The 19,488-nt window shown below is 68.6% G+C and carries 17 protein-coding genes; all 17 read right to left on the reverse strand.

The window, feature by feature from the left end:
* Window positions 1-40: 40 nt before the first annotated feature.
* The 17 genes from MRBLWH12_RS04950 to metK all read right to left on the reverse strand — a co-directional run bounded on the left by MRBLWH12_RS04950 (window position 41) and on the right by metK (window position 19,464).
* Window positions 41-1,507, reverse strand: a complete 1,467-nt coding sequence (locus MRBLWH12_RS04950; RefSeq protein ID WP_363546740.1) for a glutamate synthase subunit beta — start codon at window positions 1,505-1,507, stop codon at window positions 41-43.
* Window positions 1,500-6,074 (reverse strand): glutamate synthase large subunit, encoded by a 4,575-nt coding sequence (gltB, locus tag MRBLWH12_RS04955; protein ID WP_363546743.1) that lies wholly within the window; start codon window positions 6,072-6,074, stop codon window positions 1,500-1,502. Before gltB ends, MRBLWH12_RS04950 begins: the two co-directional genes overlap by 8 nt.
* An 80-nt stretch (window positions 6,075-6,154) precedes the next feature.
* A complete protein-coding gene (gene lgt / locus MRBLWH12_RS04960; RefSeq protein WP_341974797.1) occupies window positions 6,155-7,183 on the reverse strand; it encodes a prolipoprotein diacylglyceryl transferase in 1,029 nt (342 codons plus the stop codon).
* A gap of 10 nt (window positions 7,184-7,193) precedes the next feature.
* Window positions 7,194-7,997 (reverse strand): tryptophan synthase subunit alpha, encoded by an 804-nt coding sequence (gene trpA / locus MRBLWH12_RS04965; protein WP_363546746.1) that lies wholly within the window; start codon window positions 7,995-7,997, stop codon window positions 7,194-7,196.
* Complete coding sequence (gene trpB / locus MRBLWH12_RS04970) at window positions 7,994-9,217, reverse strand: tryptophan synthase subunit beta (RefSeq protein ID WP_363546749.1); 1,224 nt, start codon at window positions 9,215-9,217, stop codon at window positions 7,994-7,996. The genes trpA and trpB overlap by 4 nt, the downstream gene beginning before the upstream one ends.
* Window positions 9,214-9,993, reverse strand: coding sequence for an indole-3-glycerol phosphate synthase TrpC (trpC, locus tag MRBLWH12_RS04975; RefSeq protein WP_363546751.1), 780 nt, complete (start codon window positions 9,991-9,993; stop codon window positions 9,214-9,216). The genes trpB and trpC overlap by 4 nt, the downstream gene beginning before the upstream one ends.
* Window positions 9,993-10,238, reverse strand: coding sequence for an HGxxPAAW family protein (locus MRBLWH12_RS04980; protein ID WP_341974788.1), 246 nt, complete (start codon window positions 10,236-10,238; stop codon window positions 9,993-9,995). Before MRBLWH12_RS04980 ends, trpC begins: the two co-directional genes overlap by 1 nt.
* A gap of 48 nt (window positions 10,239-10,286) precedes the next feature.
* Window positions 10,287-10,877, reverse strand: a complete 591-nt coding sequence (locus MRBLWH12_RS04985) for a Trp biosynthesis-associated membrane protein (protein ID WP_363546754.1) — start codon at window positions 10,875-10,877, stop codon at window positions 10,287-10,289.
* The gene (gene hisI / locus MRBLWH12_RS04990) at window positions 10,874-11,233 is read right to left on the reverse strand and encodes a phosphoribosyl-AMP cyclohydrolase (RefSeq protein ID WP_363546757.1); all 360 of its coding nucleotides are present in this window, start codon (window positions 11,231-11,233) and stop codon (window positions 10,874-10,876) included. Before hisI ends, MRBLWH12_RS04985 begins: the two co-directional genes overlap by 4 nt.
* Window positions 11,230-11,991: an imidazole glycerol phosphate synthase subunit HisF gene (gene hisF, locus MRBLWH12_RS04995; RefSeq protein ID WP_341974781.1), complete on the reverse strand. Its 762-nt coding sequence runs from the start codon at window positions 11,989-11,991 to the stop codon at window positions 11,230-11,232. The genes hisI and hisF overlap by 4 nt, the downstream gene beginning before the upstream one ends.
* Window positions 11,991-12,830, reverse strand: a complete 840-nt coding sequence (gene hisG / locus MRBLWH12_RS05000; RefSeq protein WP_341974779.1) for an ATP phosphoribosyltransferase — start codon at window positions 12,828-12,830, stop codon at window positions 11,991-11,993. The genes hisF and hisG overlap by 1 nt, the downstream gene beginning before the upstream one ends.
* Before the next feature lie 38 nt (window positions 12,831-12,868).
* On the reverse strand, window positions 12,869-13,132 hold the full coding sequence (locus tag MRBLWH12_RS05005; protein ID WP_341974777.1) for a phosphoribosyl-ATP diphosphatase: 264 nt from the start codon (window positions 13,130-13,132) through the stop codon (window positions 12,869-12,871).
* Window positions 13,129-13,809: a ribulose-phosphate 3-epimerase gene (gene rpe / locus MRBLWH12_RS05010; RefSeq protein ID WP_363546762.1), complete on the reverse strand. Its 681-nt coding sequence runs from the start codon at window positions 13,807-13,809 to the stop codon at window positions 13,129-13,131. Before rpe ends, MRBLWH12_RS05005 begins: the two co-directional genes overlap by 4 nt.
* 4 nt (window positions 13,810-13,813) lie before the next feature.
* Window positions 13,814-15,343, reverse strand: a complete 1,530-nt coding sequence (locus tag MRBLWH12_RS05015) for an RsmB/NOP family class I SAM-dependent RNA methyltransferase (protein ID WP_363546764.1) — start codon at window positions 15,341-15,343, stop codon at window positions 13,814-13,816.
* The gene (gene fmt, locus MRBLWH12_RS05020; RefSeq protein WP_363546768.1) at window positions 15,340-16,260 is read right to left on the reverse strand and encodes a methionyl-tRNA formyltransferase; all 921 of its coding nucleotides are present in this window, start codon (window positions 16,258-16,260) and stop codon (window positions 15,340-15,342) included. The genes MRBLWH12_RS05015 and fmt overlap by 4 nt, the downstream gene beginning before the upstream one ends.
* Before the next feature lie 17 nt (window positions 16,261-16,277).
* Window positions 16,278-18,236: a primosomal protein N' gene (locus tag MRBLWH12_RS05025; protein ID WP_363546771.1), complete on the reverse strand. Its 1,959-nt coding sequence runs from the start codon at window positions 18,234-18,236 to the stop codon at window positions 16,278-16,280.
* A 34-nt stretch (window positions 18,237-18,270) separates the two neighbouring features.
* Window positions 18,271-19,464: a methionine adenosyltransferase gene (gene metK / locus MRBLWH12_RS05030; RefSeq protein ID WP_363546774.1), complete on the reverse strand. Its 1,194-nt coding sequence runs from the start codon at window positions 19,462-19,464 to the stop codon at window positions 18,271-18,273.
* Window positions 19,465-19,488 lie beyond the last annotated feature (24 nt).

Below are 19,488 nucleotides of genomic sequence, written 5' to 3' on the forward strand. Positions count from 1 at the left end.
AGAGGGGGATAGAAATCAGGCGACGGTGCCGCGGCTCAGCCTACGCGGGCTGAAGGCCGAGCGCGACATCATTCGGGCCCACCGGCACGGGGAGCACGGTGGAGCCCATGAGGAACCGATCGACGTTCGCAGCGGCGGCTCGTCCTTCGGCGATCGCCCAGACGATCAGGGACTGCCCGCGCCCGGCGTCACCGGCGACGAAGACGCCAGGAACGGTCGATTCGTACGAGGCATCCCGCTGGAACGCGCCACGGTCGGTCACCTGCGGACGGGTGTCCTCGGTGAAGCCATCCTGCTCCGGGCCGGTGAAGCCCATGGCGATCAGCACGAGGTCAGCGGGGATCTCCCGCTCCGTGCCGCTCTTGGGGACGCGGCGCCCGTCGATGTACTCGGTCTCGGCAACACGCAGGGCGCGAAGCTCGCCGACCTCGTTTGAGAGGAACTCGACGGTGGAAGCGAGGAAGACCCGCTCTCCGCCCTCCTCGTGCGCGGACTGCATCTCGAAGATGGTCGGCATCATCGGCCACGGCTGGTGGTCAGGACGCTCTTCGCCCGGCTGCTTGCCGATCGCGAGGTTGGTGACGCTGAGCGCACCCTGGCGGTGAGCGGTTCCGATGCAGTCGGCGCCGGTGTCGCCGCCGCCGATGACGATGACGTGCTTGCCCTCGGCCGTGATCTGCTCCGGCACCGTGTCGCCGGCGACGGCGTGGTTCGACTCGACGAGGTATTCCATAGCGAAATGCACACCTGCGAGGTCGCGGCCGGGGATCGACAGGTCGCGGGGCACGGTCGACCCGGTGGCGATGACCACGGAGTCGTAGCGGGCCCGGAGGTCGGCCCAGGAGATGTCCTTGCCGATCTCGACACCGGCGCGGAAACGCGTGCCTTCTTCCTGCATCTGCCGCAGGCGGGACTCGAGGTGGGTCTTCTCCATCTTGAAGTCCGGGATGCCGTAGCGCAGCAGTCCGCCGATGCGGTCATCGCGCTCGAAGACGGCCACGGTATGACCGGCCCTGGTCAGCTGCTGCGCGGCGGCGAGTCCGGCGGGGCCCGAGCCGACGACGGCGACGGTCTTGCCGGTCAGGCGTGCCGGCGGCTGTGCGTCGACCCAGCCCTTCGCGAAGGCCTCGTCGATGATCGAGACCTCGATCTGCTTGATCGTGACCGCAGGCTGGTTGATCCCCAGCACGCAGGAGCTCTCGCACGGGGCCGGGCAGAGGCGACCGGTGAACTCCGGGAAGTTGTTCGTCGCGTGCAGACGTTCGATCGCCGCACGGCCTTCGCCGCGCCAGGTCAGGTCGTTCCACTCCGGGATGAGATTGCCGAGGGGGCAGCCGGAGTGGCAGAACGGCACACCGCAGTCCATGCATCGGCCGGCCTGGCGTCGCAGCACCGCCTGATCGCCGGGCTGGTAGACCTCTTTCCAGTCCATGATGCGCACCGGCACCGGGCGACGGGCAGGAAGCTCACGCTCGGTGACCTTCAGAAAACCTTTGGGATCAGCCACCGGTCACCTCCAGGATGCGGTTCCACACGATGTCGCCGTCGGGGTCGATGCCCTCGGCCACTGCTTCCTCACGCATGCTGCGCACAGCGGCGAAGTCACGCGGGAGAACCTTCACGAATTCGGATGCGGCGGTCTCGAACTGTTCGAGGATGCCGGCCGCCAGCGGCGATGCCGTGCGCTCGACGTGCGCGACGAGAAGACTCCGCAGCACTTCGAGATCTGCCCGGTCGAGTGGCTCCAGCAGCAGCTCACCGCTGTCCAGGGACTGCGCGTTGATCTTCTCGGTGCGCAGGGACTGAACGTACGCCACTCCCCCGGACATGCCGGCGCCGAAGTTGCGTCCGGTCGTGCCCAGGATCACGGCGAGACCGCCGGTCATGTACTCGAGGGCATGATCGCCGACGCCTTCGACGACTGCCGTCGCTCCGGAGTTGCGCACCAGGAACCGTTCGCCGACGACACCCGAGATGAACATCGTGCCCGACGTCGCACCGTAACCGATGACGTTGCCCGCGATGACGTTCTCGTGCGGAGCGATCACCGAGCCGCGCGGCGGCCGGATCGTGATGTCGCCACCGGACAGGCCCTTGCCGACGTAGTCGTTGGCGTCGCCCTCGAGTCGGAGGATGATGCCAGGCGGCAGGAACGCGCCGAGCGATTGACCGGCGGTGCCGTGCAGCGTGATGTCGATGGTCTCGCGAGCGAGACCCCCGGCGCCGTGCCGCGCGGTCACCTGGTGGCCGAGCATCGTCCCGACGGCTCGCTCGGTGTTGCTGATGGGCAATTCGACCAGCACCGGCTCGCCGTTCAGCAGCGCATCCTTCGCGATGTCGATCAGGGCGACGTCGAAGTGCTTGTCGAGTTCGTGATCCTGGCTGCGTCCGCTCCGGCGGGGCTCGCCGGCGGGGAACGCCGGTCCGTCCAGTACCGGGCTGAGGTCCAGGCCTTCGGCCTTCCAGTGTTCGATCGCGCCGTTCACCTCGATGAACTCGGTGCGACCGACGATCTCGTCGAGCGAGCGGAAGCCGAGCTCGGACAGCAGTTCGCGCACCTCTTCTGCGATGAACTCCATGAAGTTGACGACGAACTCCGGCTTGCCGGTGAACCGCTCCCGAAGAGCAGGATTCTGCGTGGCGACGCCGACCGGGCAGGTGTCGAGGTGGCAGACGCGCATCATGATGCAGCCGCTGACCACCAGGGGCGCGGTCGCGAAGCCGAACTCCTCGGCACCCAGGAGGGCGCCGATGATCACGTCGCGGCCGGTCTTCAGCTGGCCGTCCACCTGCACGACCACACGGTCGCGCATGCCGTTGAGCATCAGGGTCTGCTGAGTCTCGGCAAGTCCGAGCTCCCACGGCGTTCCGGCGTGCTTGAGCGAGTTGAGGGGACTCGCGCCTGTGCCGCCGTCGTGGCCGGAGACCAGGATGACGTCGCTGAGCGCCTTTGCGACACCGGCCGAGACCGCGCCGATGCCGGACTGGCTGACGAGCTTCGTGTGGATGCGCGCCTCGGGGTTGGCCCTCTTCAGATCGAAGATCAGCTGCTTGAGGTCTTCGATCGAGTAGATGTCGTGGTGCGGAGGCGGGGAGATCAGCCCGACGCCGGCGGTCGCGTGACGCGTGCGCGCCACCCACGGGTACACCTTCGTCGGCGGCAGCTGTCCGCCCTCGCCGGGCTTCGCACCCTGGGCGAGCTTGATCTGGATGTCGTCGGCCTCGGTGAGGTACAGGCTGGTCACGCCGAATCGGCCGGATGCCACCTGCTTGATGGCGCTGCGGCGCTCAGGGTCGACGAGGCGATCAGCATCTTCTCCGCCTTCGCCGGTGTTCGACTTTCCGCCGATCCGGTTCATCGCGATCGCAAGCGTCTCATGCGCCTCGCGTGAGATCGAGCCGTAGCTCATCGCGCCGGTGGAGAAACGCTTCACGATGTCGGAGACCGACTCGACCTCGTCCAGCGGTACCGGCTTGCGGGTTCCGGTGCGCAGTTTGAACAGACCACGGAGCGTCTTCAGCTCGGACGCCTGGTCGTCGACGAGCTTCGTGTACTCGCGGAAGATGTCGTAGCGGCGCGTGCGTGTGGCGTGCTGCAGCTTGAACACCGTCTCCGGGCTGAACAGGTGCGGCGATCCGTCGCGACGCCACTGGTATTCGCCGCCCGTCCACAGACGCTCGTGCGCCCGTGCTGCGGCATCCTCGGGATAGGCGTAGTCGTGGCGTGCCTGGTTCTCGGCGAAGACATCTTCGATGCCGATTCCGCCGAGCTTCGATTCGGTGCGCGTGAAGTACGAGTCGATGAACTCCTGGCTGAGACCGACCGCCTCGAAGACCTGTGCGCCGGCGTACGAGGACACCGTGGAGATGCCCATCTTCGACATGATCTTCAGCACGCCCTTGCCGAGCGCATAGATCAGATTGCGTACGGCCTTCTCGGGGGCGATGCCGGTGATGTACCCGGTCCGAACGAGGTGCTCGACCGTCTCCATCGCGAGGTACGGGTTGACCGCAGATGCGCCGTAGCCGATCAACGTGGCCACGTGGTGCACTTCGCGGACGTCGCCGGCCTCGACGATCAGACCCACCTTCATCCGGTTCTCACGGCGGATCAGGTGGTGATGAACTGCCGAGATCATGAGCAGCGACGGGATCGGGATGAGGTCCTTGTTCGAGTCGCGGTCGGAGAGGATGATGAACTCCGCTCCGTCCTCGATGGCCTGATCGACCTCGGCGCACATCTCGGTGAGCCGGTTCTGCAGGCTCTGCGCATCCGCGTCGAAGTGATAGAGCCCGCGGATCGTGACGCTCGAGCGATCGGGCAGCGCCCTGTCGATGTGCCGGATCTTGGCCAGCTCGTCGTTGTCGATGACAGGGAAGTCGAGTGACACCGTGCGGGTGTGCTCCGGACCCCACGTGAGCAGGTTGGACTCCGGTCCGAGGCCGAGCTTCAGGCTCGTCACCACCTCTTCGCGGATCGAGTCCAGCGGCGGGTTCGTCACCTGGGCGAACTGCTGCGTGAAGTAGTCGAAGAGCAGACGCGGGCGCTTGCTGAGCACGGCGATCGGCGTGTCAGACCCCATGGCGCCGAGCGGCTCGACGCCGTTCTGTCCCATCGGGGTGAGCAGGATGCGCACTTCCTCCTCGGTGTAGCCGAAGGTGCGCTGACGCCGAGTGATCGATGCCGGCGGATGCACGATGTGCTCGCGCTCCGGCAGATCCGCGAGGCGGACCGCTCCGGCATCCAGCCATTCCTGCCACGGATGGAGCGTGGCGAGGTCCTGCTTGAGTTCTTCGTCCTCGACGATGCGTCGCTGCGCGGTGTCGACGAGGAACATCTTGCCCGGCTGCAGGCGCCCGCGGCGCTTGATCCGCTCCGGCTCGAACGTGAGAACGCCCGTCTCCGAACCGATCACGATCAGCCCGTCGGTCGTCTCGGTCCAGCGTCCGGGGCGAAGCCCGTTGCGGTCGAGCGTCGCGCCGACGAGCGTGCCATCGGTGAAGATGAGCGCAGCCGGTCCGTCCCACGGCTCCATCTGGTTGGAGTGGTACTCGTAGAACGACCGGAGTTCCGGCGTGATGTCGGCCTGCTTCTCGTACGCCTCAGGCACCATCATCATGATGGCGTGCGGCAGGCTGCGTCCGGTGAGCGTGAGCAGCTCGAGCACCTCATCGAAGGATGCCGAGTCGCTGGCGCCATCGGTGCAGATCGGCAGCAGCGGTGCCATGTCGCCGAGCAGCTCGGATTCCAGCTGCGACTGGCGTGCGCGCATCCAGTTGCGGTTGCCGCCGACGGTGTTGATCTCGCCGTTGTGCGCGAGCATGCGCAGCGGCTGCGCGAGCGGCCACGACGGGAAGGTGTTCGTCGAGTAGCGGGAGTGCACGACCGCGAGTTCCGAGGCGAAGCGCTCGTCCTGCAGATCGGGGTAGAACGGCTCGAGCTGGAGCGTGGTGACCATGCCCTTGTAGCCGAGAGTGCGGCAGGAGAGCGAGACGAAGTAGGCGCCGAGCTCGTGACCGGCGCGCTTGCGCAGACGGTAAGCGACCCGATCCAGGGCGATGCCGGTGAGCGGTGCCTCTTCGACGGTCGCTCCCCCGGCGCTCACGAACAACTGCTCGAACGCGGGACGAGCCTCATCGGCGAGCTTGCCGAGGTTCTCGTTCACGGTCGGGACCTCACGCCAGCCGAGGACGCGGAGGCCCTCCGCGCGAGCGATCTTCTCGATGCCGGCCTTCTGCTGGCGACGTTGTCCGGAATCGCGAGGAAGGAACGCCAGGCCCGCTGCGTACTCGCCGACCGGCGGAAGCTCGAATCCGGTCACGGCGCGCAGGAACTCGTCGGGCATCTGGGTGAGGATGCCGGCACCGTCTCCGGTTCCGGCATCCGAGCCGATCGCGCCGCGGTGCTCGAGGTTGCGGAGCGCCTCGAGTGCCAGCGCGATGATGTCGTGCCCTGCCTCGCCACGCAGCGTGGCGACCATTGCCAGACCGCACGCGTCCTTCTCGAACGCGGGGTTGTACATGCCCTGTTTGACAGGGAAGCCGGGGGGCGTGCGGAGGTCGCTCGATTCCATGCGGTACCGTCCTCAGATCTTCAAGTGACCCGGGGACGTCATTGGCCGGGCGATGCGATGGGTCCTCACGGACCTGAAGGCTATCGGGAACCTTCGGTGTCCGTGGGAGCGGTGCTTGTGGCGGTAGCTCCTGCGGTGACTTCGTCGGACGGAGGCTCACTCAGGTCCACGAATTCGGAGGGATTCGTTAGCGATACTACATCAGCCTCGAGATCCTTCCGGCCCCGACCCGTCATGTACGGCGAGGGCTCGAGGCCCGGGTGGCGGCGAGTCTGTACAACGAGGATCACGAGACCGACGACGACACCGATGATGGCGGCCGCGACATTGCTGCGCAGGCCGAGGATGATCTCGCTCGGGTCGATGCGGATCGATTCCCACACCACACGGCCGGCGCTGTACCAGATCAGGTAGATCGCGAACAGCCGGCCCCACTGGAATGCGGTCGCCTTGCGGCTGATCCAGAGCAGCACGATGACGCCGAGACCGTTCCAGATCACTTCGTAGAGGAAAGTGGGGTGGAACAGCGTGCCCTCAGGCAGTCCCGGGGGGAAGGCGCTGTTCGTGGATTCAATCTCGAGGCCCCAGGGCAGATCCGTCGGCAATCCGAACAGCTCGTGGTTGAACCAGTTGCCGAAGCGTCCGAAGGCCTGAGCGAGCAGCAGTCCCGGTGCCAACGCGTCGGCGAAGGTCCAGAAGCGGATGCCGGTCCACCGGCATCCGAGGTATGCACCGACGGCACCGCCGATGAGCGCACCGAAGATGGCGATGCCGCCCTCCCAGATCGCCCACACGGAACCGGGCTCGAACGGGTTCCACGTGTTGATGCCCTCACCGAAGTAGTCGTTCGGGTGGGTGAGCACGTGGAAGATCCGGGCGCCGATGATGCCCAACGGTACCGCGAGGATCGAGATGTCGATCACGACCCACGGCTCCGCGCCACGCTTGGTGAGGCGATGATTCGTCAGCAGCACCGCGGCGATGATGCCGGTGATGATGCAGAGCGCGTAGAAGTGGATGCGGACCGGGCCCAGGTCGATGAACGAGACCGGGGGGCTCGGGATGCTGGCGAGCACGCCGTTGACGGTGCTGTGGAGCGCGAGGGACATGATTGCGATTCTAGTTCTCGAGTGCGGGGCGTGCCGACGCAGCGCCGGCGGCCAGGGTACGGGTGACCTCGGCGAGGGCGGGAACGCCGCCGTCACGGAGGGCGCGGACGAGCGCGGTGCCGACGATCGCGCCATCGGCGTACTCCCCCACAGCGGCGATCTGGTCTGCCGTGGAGATGCCGATGCCGACGCAGGCGCGACCGACGCCGTGCTCGCGGAGGCGGGAGACCAAGGTGCGCGCGGCACGATCGAGGTCGGCGCGCTCACCGGTGATGCCCATCGTCGAGACGGTGTACACGAAGCCGGTCGAGGACGCGACGACGAGGTCGAGACGCGCATCGGTCGAGGTGGGAGCCGCGAGGAAGACACGGTCGAGGCCGGTGCGCTCACTGGCCGCGATCCACTCCGCTGCGGACTCGGGGGTGATGTCCGGCGTGATGAGGCCCGCACCGCCGGCGGCGAGCAGGTCATCCGCGTAACGGTCGACGCCGTACTGGAGCACGGGGTTCCAGTAAGTCATCACGACGACCGGGACATCCGTCGCGGCGGTGATCTCGCGAAGAGCGGTGAAAAGATCGGCGGTGCGGTATCCGGCAGCCAGAGCGGTTCTGGTCGCCTCCTGGATGATCGCTCCGTCCATCACCGGGTCGCTGTAGGGCGGGCCGAGTTCGATGATGTCGACGCCGTTCTCAGCGAGCGCGATGGCGGCCTGGATGCTGGTGTCCAGGTCGGGGAACCCGACGGGCAGGTAGCCGATGAAGGCGGTCCGCCCGGCGTCGTGCGCCTTCTGGATCGCCTGTTCCACGCGGCTCATGCGTTGCCCTCCTGCGCCTCGGTGGTCGAATCGTAGAGGTCGAAGTAGCGCGCGGCGGTGTCCATGTCCTTGTCGCCACGGCCCGAGAGGCATACCGCGATCACGGCATCCGGACCGAGCTTGCGTCCGAGTCGCAGGGCACCGGCCAGCGCGTGCGCGGACTCGATCGCGGGGATGATCCCCTCGGTACGACTGAGCAGGCGCAGTGCCTGCATGGCTTCGTCGTCGGTCGCCGGGATGTACTCGGCTCGGCCGATGTCGGCCAGCCAGGAATGCTCCGGTCCGACCCCCGGGTAATCGAGTCCAGCGGAGATCGAATGCGATTCGATGGTCTGGCCGTCTTCGTCCTGCAGCACGTACGTCCGCGCGCCGTGCAGCACGCCGGGGCGACCGCGTTCGATGGAGGCAGCGTGCTGAGCGGTGTCGATGCCATCGCCTGCCGCCTCGACGCCGTAGAGCGCGACGCCCTCGTCGTCGAGGAACGCGTCGAACATGCCGATCGCGTTCGACCCGCCGCCGACACAGGCGACGACCACGTCCGGAAGCCGGCCGATCTCATCGAGGAGCTGCTGGCGCGCCTCTTCGCCGATGATCTTCTGGAAGTCGCGGACCATAGCGGGGAACGGATGCGGGCCTGCGGCCGTTCCGAAGATGTAGTTCGTGGTCTCCACCGAGGCGACCCAGTCGCGGTACGCGTCGTTGATCGCGTCTTTGAGGGTGCGCGAGCCCGTGGTGACGGGCACGACCTCCGCGCCCAGCAGCCGCATCCTGGCGACGTTGAGCGCCTGGCGCTCGGTGTCGACCTCGCCCATGTAGATGGTGCATTCCAGCCCGAACAACGCGGCTGCCGTTGCGGTGGCCACACCGTGCTGGCCTGCACCGGTCTCGGCGATGACCCGGGTCTTGCCGAGCCTCTTCGTCAGCAGCGCCTGCCCGAGCACGTTGTTGATCTTGTGCGAACCGGTGTGGTTGAGGTCTTCGCGCTTCAGGAAGACCCGCGCCCCGCCGGCGTGTGCGGCGAAACGGGGCACCTCGGTGAGCGCGGACGGACGGCCGGCATATGAGCTCAGGAGCGACGCGAGCTCGGCGCGGAACGCCGGGTCGGCGACAGCGGCGGTGTAGGCGGCGCTGAGCTCGTCGATGGCGGCGATGAGCGACTCGGGCATGTAACGCCCGCCGTACTCACCGAAGAACGGTCCCTGCTGGTCGCGCAGACTCATCCCTTCACCTCCAGGAAGCTCTTCAGCGTTGCGACCGGATCGCCGGTGACGAGCGCCTCGCCGATGAGTACGACATCGGCACCTGCCGAGCGGTAGTGGGCGACATCGTCGGGGGTGAGCACGGCGGATTCGGCGATCTTCACGGATGTGCTCGGGATGCGGCCGGCGAGCCGCCCGAAGAGATCTCTGTCGAGCTCGAGGGTCTTCAGGTCGCGCGCGTTGACCCCGATGAGCGGCGCACCCAGATCGATGGCCTGTTCGAGCTCATCGGCCGAGTGCGTCTCGACGAGCGGCGTCATGCCGAGTTCGCCGATCAGCGCGTACAGATCGCGCAGTTCGGCCGGCTCGAGACCGGCGACGATGAGCAGCACGAGGTCGGCACCGGCGGCACGGGCTTCGAGCACCTGGTAGGGCGTCGCGATGAAGTCCTTGCGGAGCACGGGGACGGAGACGCGGGCGGTGACCGCTTCGAGGTCGGCGAGGCTGCCGCCGAACCTGCGCTCCTCGGTGAGGACGCTGATCGCGGAGGCGCCGCCGATCTCGTAGAGAGATGCCTGGTGGGCAGGATCCGGAATCTCGGCCAGAGCGCCGCGGGAGGGACTCGCCCGCTTGACCTCGGCGATGACCTTGACCTGTTCTGCGGGTGCAAGTGCCGCGAGGGCATCCTTCGCCGCCGGGCGCGCCAGCGCCGCCTTCTCGACAGCGGCCAGCGGTCGGGAGAGGGCGCGACGCTCGGCGTCTGCGACAGCGCCGGCCGTCAGGTCGGCGAGGACCATTAGTGCGCCTTCGGCGAGTACTTGGGGCCCTTCACGCCGTAACCCGCCTTGGCGAGAATCCAGCCGACGATCGCACCGACCGGGACGATGGCAGCCCCCACCCAGATGAGTGCGACCCAGACGGGGCTGAACTCGGCCAGGCAGTACGCGACGGTGCCGACGGTGAAGCCGACGAGCATGATCACGACGGCGGCCCAAGCCGCAGGCGAGTGTCCGTGGCCGGGGTCGGCGATCGGGTTGGTCATGTTCTCCTCCGGGGGACGACGTGCGGGGGTCGGCTCAGTCTATCGGGGTCATCGAGTCGGGTCGGTGCCACGCGACAGCTCGTCCCAGGAATCGACGGCGTCCACCGCTCCATCGCCGTGATCGGCGGCGACCCCCTCGGTGCGGTATCTGCGGCCTCCGGTCTTCCACTGCCGCCAGGTCAGCAGAACAAGCACGGCGGTGGCGAACAGGAGCACCCAGGCGGCGAGGGCGAGGAACGGCCAGAACGTCGGGGTGATCGAGGCGACGACGTCGGACAGCGCCGCAGACCCGGCGAGCCCGGTCGTGTCCGTGATGCTCGGAGCGACGGCACTGAGCGGTGGGCTCACGAGCAGCGGAATCATCGACCACCCCAGGAGGACGGCAGTCGCCGCAGCGACCACCGCGAACACCAGGCGCACGATCCGTCCGGCGATCGACAGCGCGGCGCCGAGAGCGAGCACGGCGAGACTGAGCGGGGCGAGCAGCTGGAGCGCATCTGCGCCCGGGACGAGGATGGCCGCACCGGCATCCGCGCGCTCGACGGTGAGCCACGTCTGGGTCGAGGAGATGATGCCGACCGCTCCGGCCAGCAGAAAGCCGGAGACCCCGAGCGAACGGCCGCGTCGTGCGATGCTCATGCTCCGCCTTGGCCCGGAACCGCCTCGAGGTCCGTGGTGTCGAAGCAGGTTCGCGTACCCGTGTGGCAGGCGGGACCGGTCTGGTCGACCAGCAGCAGGATCGCATCTCCATCGCAGTCCAGACGTGCCTCGTGGACGGTCTGGATGTTGCCGGACGTGTCGCCCTTCCGCCAGTACTCCTGCCGTGACCGGGACCAGTACGTGACGCGACCCGAGGTGAGGGTGCGGCGGAGCGCTTCGGCATCCACCCAGGCCAACATGAGCACCTCGCGGGTGTCCCACTGCTGCACGATCACCGGGGCGAGTCCGTCGCTGTTCCAGGCGACCTGCGCGATCCGCGTCTCCAACTCCGTCATCGGACCAGCACCCCCTCAGCCCGCAGAGCGTCCTTGACGTCTCCCACGGTGAGGGCTCCGGTGTGGAAGACGCTCGCGGCGAGCACGGCATCGGCGCCCGCCTTGATCGCCGGAGCGAAGTCGGACGCCTTCCCGGCGCCGCCGGACGCGATCACCGGAACCGTCGACGCTTCGCGCATCAGACGCACCAGTTCCAGATCGAAACCGTCGCGGGTGCCGTCCGCGTCGATCGAGTTCACCAGCAGCTCGCCCGCACCGCGCTCGGTGGCTTCCCGTGCCCAGGCGATCGCGTCGAGGGTCGTCGTCGTACGCCCGCCGTGGGTGGTGACGACGAAACCCGAGTGCGTGCCTGCGGCGCGCTTGACGTCGAGGGACAGCACCAGCACCTGCGCGCCGAAACGGTCGGCGATCTCGTCGATGAGTCCGGGGCGAGCGATCGCGGCGGAGTTCACGCCGACCTTGTCCGCGCCGACCGCGAGCAGCCGGGCGACGTCGTCGACGCTGCGCACTCCCCCGCCGACGGTGAGCGGAACGAACACCTGCTCTGCCGTGCGCTGCACGACGTCGTAGGTCGTGGCCCTGGCATCGACGGTGGCGGTCACGTCGAGGAACGTGATCTCGTCTGCACCCTGCTCGGCATAGTGGCGAGCGAGCTCGACGGGATCGCCCATGTCACGGAGGTTCTCGAAGTTCACGCCCTTGACGACGCGGCCCGCGGCCACATCGAGGCAGGGGATGACGCGACTGGCGAGTGCCATCAGAGCCTCGCGGCGTGGATCGCGGTCACGAGGATGGCGCGAGCGCCGAGTGCGTACAGATCGTCCATCACCTGATTGACGCCGCGGCTCGGCACCATCACGCGCACGGCCACCCAGGCGGCATCGCGGAGCGGGGAGATCGTCGGCGACTCACGGCCGGGAGCGATCTGAACGGCCTGATCGACCAACTCCGCCGGGAGGTCGTAGTCGATCAGCACGAAGCGCCGAGCGACCATCACGCCGCGCAGGCGCCGCAGCAGGGTCTCGGTGCCCTCGGCATCGCCTGGGCGGCTGATCAGCACCGCCTCGGACTCCAGGATCACCGGACCGAAGATGTCGAGTCCGGCCTGTCGGAGCGTGGTTCCGGTGGAGACGACATCGGCGACGGCATCCGCGACACCGAGTCGCACCGCGGATTCGACGGCTCCGTCGAGCTGGACGAGCTCTGCGGCGACGCCGTGCTCACGCAGGAAATCACCGACGAGGCCGGGGTAGGCAGAGGCGACTCGAACGCCTGCGAGGTCTGCGACCGTGTGGAATCTCCCGGGAGGACCCGCGAAGCGGAACGTGGAGCCGCCGAAGCCGAGCGACTCGATCTCCCTCGCCTGCTGCGGCACATCGCGCAGCAGATCGCGGCCGGTGATGCCCACGTCGAGTGCACCGGAGGCGACGTACGTGGCGATGTCGCGGGGACGAAGGAAGAAGAACTCGACGTCGTTCTCGGCGTCGATCAGGTGCAGGGTCTTGGCGTCACGGCGTCCGGCATAGCCGGCTTCCGCGAGCATCTCGGCGGCGGTCTCGGAGAGCGAGCCCTTGTTCGGAACAGCAATGCGCAGCATGGGAAACCTTCAGATGGGGTCGACAGGGGCGGAGCGCATCAGAGATGTCGGTAGACGTCCTGCAGGCTCAAGCCCTTCGCGATCATCATCACCTGCACGTGGTACAGCAGTTGGGAGATCTCCTCGGCCGCTGCCTCGTCGGATTCGTACTCGGAGGCCATCCACACTTCGGCGGCCTCTTCGACGATCTTCTTGCCGATCGTGTGCACGCCGCCGTCGAGCTCGGCGACCGTGCCCGATCCTGCCGGACGAGTCTCGGCCTTGACGCTGAGCTCGGCGAACAGCTCGTCGAAAGTCTTCACGATTCCAGGCTAGCGGCTCGTGCGGCGTCCCTGAGCCGCGTGACGGCGGCCTCCACGTCGTCGGCCCCATAGACGGCGGAGCCGGCGACGAACGTATCGGCTCCGCTGGCGGCGGCCAGCTCGATGGTGCTGTCCGAGATACCGCCGTCGACCTGCAGCCAGACGTTCGAGCCGCGTCGTCGTGCTTCGTCGGCCAGCGAGCGCAGCTTCGGCATCGTCTCGGGCATGAAGCCCTGCCCGCCGAATCCGGGCTCCACCGTCATCACGAGGATCTGGTCGAACTCATCGAGTACGTCGTACAGGCCTTCGGCCGGAGTGCCCGGCTTGATGGCTATTCCGGCGCGGGTGCCCATGTCACGCAGGCGCCGCGCGAGCGAGATTGGATCGGCGGCCGCTTCGAGGTGGAACGTGACGCTCGCCGCTCCGAGCTCGGCATACGCCGGCGCCCAGCGGTCGGGGTCGGTGATCATGAGGTGGACGTCGAGCGGGATGGGGCTGGTCGCCTGGATGCGCTCGACCATCTGCGTCCCGAACGTGAGGTTCGGCACGAAATGGTTGTCCATCACGTCGACATGGGCGAAATCGGCGGTGGCGATCTTCGCGAGATCGCGCTGCATGTTGACGAAGTCGGCGGCGAGGATGCTGGGATTGATGCGCGGGGCGCGGCGAAGGTCCACGGGTCTATTCTCCCTTCCCGGCGGCATCGCCGGGAGCTGTCGCGGCCGGATCTGCTGCGGTGCGCTGCAGCAGCGCGAGGAACATCGCGTCGGTGCCGTGGCGGTGCGGCCAAAGCTGCGCGGATCCGCCATCGGGCTGGTCGTCGCGCGTCCCGAGATCGATCGGCGATTGCGCGATGTGCGTCAGCACCGCCCGTGCGTCGAGCTCGTGGAGGTCAGTGCGCCCGCGCAGGACCTCCTGCACGACTCCGGTGGTCTCAGCGAGGTGCGGTGAACAGGTGACGTAGGCGACGATGCCACCGGGTGCGAGCGCCTCCACAGCGGCCGACAGGAGCTCCTCCTGCAGCGGAACGAGCTCGGCGACATCGGCCGGAGTCTTCCGCCAGCGAGCCTCAGGCCGACGGCGAAGGGCGCCGAGGCCCGTGCACGGTGCGTCGACCAGGATGCGGTCGTACTGCCCGGCGCGGTCGCGAGCGAGCGTGCGGCCGTCCTCTTCGTCCACGACGACGTCACCGGGAACAGGGCGGAGAGCGTTGCGCACGAGCCCCGCCCGCGCGGGGATGATCTCATTGGCCTCGAGAAGAGCGCCGTGCTGCGCGGCGATGGCCGCCAGCAGTGCGGTCTTGCCACCGGGGCCGGCGCACAGGTCGAGCCAGCGCTCCCCCGAGCGGATCGGCGCCGCCGCGGCAAGGGCGAGAGCCACGAGCTGGGATCCCTCATCCTGGACGCGGACCTTGCCTCCGGAGCCGGCCACGATCCGATGGGGATCGCCGCCGGGCGAGCCGAAGGCGGTCGCGGCGTACGGGCGGCGCGGCTCCCCCTGCTCGGCCAGTCCCGGCAAGGCGACGAGCGTCACTTCGGGTGAGACGTTGTCGGCCTCGAGAAGCGCCTCCAGTTCGTCCGCGCGACCCTCAGCGGCGAGGGCTCTGCGCAGCGCGCGGATCACCCACACCGGATGCGCCGTGCGGAGGCTGAGTCGCTCGTCGTCGGACCGCGCCGACCGCTCGATCCGCTCCTGCCACTCCCCCGGTGTCTCCCTCGCGATCCGCCGGAGCACCGCATTCGTGAAGCTCGCCGCCCCCCGGCCCTGAGCGTCTGCGGCGAGATTCACCGACTCGTTCACAGCGGCGTGCGAGGCCACTCGCGTCGCCAGGAGCTGATGCACCGCGAGTCGCAGCGCATCGAGCACGGCCGGATCGATCGATGCGGTGTCGCGATCCGCTGCCGCCTCGATGATCGCGTCGTACATGCCGCGTCGGCGGAGCGTCCCGTAGGCGAGTTCGGTGGCGAGAGCCGCATCCTGCGTCGAGAGTCCTGCATCGACGATGGCCGACGGCAGCAGGAGGTTCGCGTAGGCGTCGGAGTCGCTGACCGCGCGCAGCACGTCGTAGGCGACGCGGCGTGCGGGCTGGACAGCCCGGGAAGGCTGCACCGTGCGGGACGGCTGACCGCCACTGCGGCTCGAACCCCGGCGGTCGGATCCGGGTGCGCCCTGGCCCTGCGGGTGCCGCGGGCGACGCTGCTGACCGCTCATGCGCCTGCTCGCAGATCTTCCGCACCGCGCTGACCGCGCCACCAGTCGACGGCGCTCATGGCCGCCTTTCCGGCCGGCTGGACGCGCGTCACGGCGAGCGGGGCGGTGGACGTGCCGATCAGCAGTGCCGCCTTGCCCGCCGCGATCGTCCCCGGGGGCATCGCTTCGACGTCGGTGGCTCTCTGGGCTTCGAGGATCTTCACCCGCGATCCGCCGATGGTCGTGTGGGCCCCGGGCTCGGGGGTCACGCCACGGAACCGCGCATAGACGAGGTCGAGGGTCTGCGACCAGTCCAGCAACCCGTCCTCCAGGGTGAGTTTGGGAGCGACGGTCGCCGTGCCGGTCTGAGGCACGGCGTGCGCCGTGCCGGTCGAGATGCCGGCGACGACCTCTGCGGTGAGCTCGGCGCCCCCGACGGCAAGCGCGTCGAGGGCGGCATCCGCCGTCGCTCCGTCCGGAATCGCGATCGTCCGCGTGGCGAAGACGTCGCCGGCGTCCAACTCGGCGACGAGCTGGAACACGCTCGCTCCGAATTCTGCGTCACCCGCGATGAGGGCACGTTGGACAGGCGCGGCGCCCCGCCACTGCGGGAGCAGCGAGAAGTGCAGGTTGATCCAGCCCCGAGTCGGCGTCGACAACAGCGGCTCGCGCACCAGACCGCCGTATGCGACGATCACGCCGAGGTCCGGACGCAACGCGGCGATGCGCGCCGAAGCCTCCTCGTCCAGGCGAGCCGCCTTAATCACCGGGATGCCGAGTTCGCCTGCGACCGCCGCGACAGGCGAGGGCGTCATCACGCGCTTGCGACCGAGGGGCGCATCCGGTCGGGTCACCACCGCGGCGATGTCGTGCTCCGTCGCCAAGCGGCGGAGTGTCGGGATGGCGGCGGCTGGTGTGCCGGCGAAGACGAGGCGCATGAAGGTTCTCCGGAAGGTCAAAGCTCTGGGTCGAGGATATCGAGGCGCACCGTGAGAGTGCTGCGGGTCGCACGTCCGCGGCCGCGGCGGTGACGAACGGCCTCGGCGACGGCGGCGGCGCGAAGTGTCGTGGCGACGCGCTGGCCCGACCCGTAGTCGAACCGGAGCAGGGCGCGCAGGCGCGGAGGGTCATCGTTCGATTCGATCGGCACCGGTCCGAGCAGCGCGTCGGCGGGCAGAGCGAGTTCCCGCACCGCCTCCAGGGCGCGAGTGATGGCGTCGGTGGTGCCCTCGATCTGCGCGACCCTCATGATCGGAGGCATGTGCAGCGGAGCACGGGATTCGAGTTCCGTTCGGGCGTACCCCGCGTGGTTCCAGGTCGCGAGCGCCATCGCCACCGGGCCGTTGACACCGACCAGGTGAATGGGCGCGCCGGGTGCGGCGAGAGCGGCCGCGTTCGACCACCAGCGCAGGCATGCCTCGCCGACACGAAGATCGGGGGCCTGCAGCATCCGTGCCCCGTCCAGGAGCACCACGGCACGATAGCCGCCCTCGGCGAGCGGCTCCGCTCCGCGGGTGGCGACGACCAGCGCCGGCCGCGCATCGACTTTGGCGACGGGGTGTGCGCCATCGGCGACGATCACACGCACGCCCGGAAACGCGCGACCGAGCTCATCTGCCGTGCGCTCGCTTCCTGACGACGCCAGGCGCAGTTGCACCCCGGAGCACGACGGGCAGGCCCAGGCGCGCGCCGACCGCCCGCACCAGCCGCAGACCGGCACGGCTCCGCGGTGTCGCGCTCCGAGCGGCCCGCCGCAATGTGCGCACCGGGCCGGCGTGCGGCATCCTGCGCACACCAGTGACGGCGAGAAGCCCGGGCGTGACACCTGGACGAGGACCGGTCCCTCCGCCGCGGCTGTCCGTGCGGCGAGGAAGGCCGACGACGGCAGTCGCTGCCCCTGTGGCTGCTCCATCTCCTGCGGAGTGCTCAACAGCACGCGCGGTAGCACGCGCCGCGCCGCACGAACGTCCTGAAGCCAGCCGTGCAGCACGAGCCGCTCGGTGTCGGTGGTGCGGGTGTTTCCGGCGATCAGGAGGGCCGACCCCTCCTGCTCCTGGCGAAGCAGCGCCGCGTCGCGCGCGTTGATGTAGGGCGCGAGCTGCTCTCCGAGCAGAGGATCTCCGTCGTCCCAGATGACGACCAGTCCGGCCTCGACCGGCGCGTAGACGGCCGAGCGGTTGCCGACGACGATGCACGGCGCATCTTCGAGGGTGCGCAGGAACGCCCGATAGCGATCAGGATTCGACTGTCTCGAGTCGTGGCGCGCCACGGCTTCGTCCGGCACCAGAACCGAAAGCGTCTTCAGCAGGCTGTCGACGTCACGGTGATCCGGGACGACGAGCACCGCAGACGACCCCGACGACAGGGTGCGCACCGCCACGGCCGCCAGCAGCTGCGCCCATGCCGGAGAATCGTCATCCAGCGCAGGGATCGCCTCGACCGCGGCGCGTCCGCGCTCCGCAAGTACAGCCTCGAGACCTTCGTAGCGCCCGATGACCTCTGCGGCACGAGCGAGCGCGGTCTCGTGCGGGCGGACGGCAGGAGCATCCGCCGTCCATGCCTTCTCGACTCGGACCTGCCGCTTGGGAATGGCGAGGCGCAGGACGTCCGAGGCGGAACCCGCGGCCCGATCAGCGGCACGCCGGGCCAGGCGATACAGCCGTTCCGGCAGCACCGAGGCCGTCGACACGATGCTCTCCACCTCGGAGAGCGCACGATCCGCGTCATCTTCGGTGTCGACCTCGATGACGTACCCGTCGATCACCCGGCCCGCAGTGCGCAGCGGGACGCGAACGCGGACGCCGAGCGGCACCTCGCCGAGTTCCGCAGGCAGCGCGTAGTCGAAAAGCCGGTCGAGCTGCGGCAGCGGGGAGTCCAGGAGAACTCGCGCGATGCGTCGGCTCTCGGTGCTCATGAGGGCTGAGGTATCCGGGGGAACCGATTCCCCATCAGAGCCCGGCAGCGCGGCGCAGCTCTTCGGCGCGGTCGGTGCGCTCCCAGGTGAAGTCGGGAAGCTCGCGGCCGAAGTGCCCGTAGGCGGCGGTCTGCGCGTAGATCGGCCGGAGGAGGTCGAGCTCTTCGATGATCGCCTGCGGACGGAGGTCGAACACCGTGCTGATCGCCTGGATGATCGCCTCGTCGGAGACCTTGCCGGTACCGAACGTCTCGACGTACAGGCCGACCGGACGGGCGACCCCGATGGCGTAGGCGATCTGCACCTCGAGTCGGTCGGCGAGACCTGCGGCCACCGCGTTCTTCGCGACCCAGCGGGTGGCGTAGGCGCCGGACCGGTCGACCTTCGACGGGTCCTTGCCGCTGAAGGCCCCGCCGCCGTGGCGCGCGGCCCCGCCATACGTGTCGATGATGATCTTGCGGCCGGTGAGGCCGGCGTCGCCCTTGGGGCCACCCGTGACGAACGGGCCGGCCGGGTTGATGTAGTACGTCACATCGGAGAGGTCGAGGCCCGTGGTCGCCAGGATCGGAGCGATGACGTGCTCGCGCAGCTGTGCTTTCAGCTCATCCTGGGAGATATCCGGATTGTGCTGCGTCGACAGCACCACCGCATCGACGGTCTTCGGAGTGAAGCCCTCGTAGCCGAGTGTGACCTGGGTCTTGCCGTCGGGGCGCAGGAACGGGAGCAGTCCGGAGCGGCGCACCTCGGCGAGGCGTTCCGCGAGGCGGTGCGCCGTCCAGGCGGCCATCGGCATCAGCTGCGGCGTCTCATTCGTGGCGAAACCGAACATGATGCCCTGGTCGCCGGCGCCGAGCGCGTCGAGTGGGTCGCTCGAGGAACCGTCGCGATGCTCCTGCGCGTTGTCGACCCCGTGGGCGATGTCGGTCGACTGCTCCCCCACCGAGATGCTCACGCCGCAGGAATCGCCGTCGAAGCCGGTGTCGCTGGAGGTGTAGCCAATGCCGTTCACGACCTGGCGGACGATCGTCGGGATGTCGACGTAGGCCTCGGTGCGGATCTCGCCGGCGACGTGCACGAGCCCCGTGGTCACGAGAGTCTCCACAGCGACCCGGGATTCCGCGTCCTTGGCGATGAGGCCATCGAGGATGCTGTCTGAGATCTGGTCACAGATCTTGTCCGGATGCCCCTCGGTGACGGACTCGGACGTGAACAGACGCAGCGCGCTCATCGGTGCTCCAGAACGGGGACGGAC

Origin of the sequence: Microbacterium sp. LWH12-1.2, from assembly GCF_040675825.1 — a bacterium.
Taxonomy (GTDB): domain Bacteria; phylum Actinomycetota; class Actinomycetes; order Actinomycetales; family Microbacteriaceae; genus Microbacterium.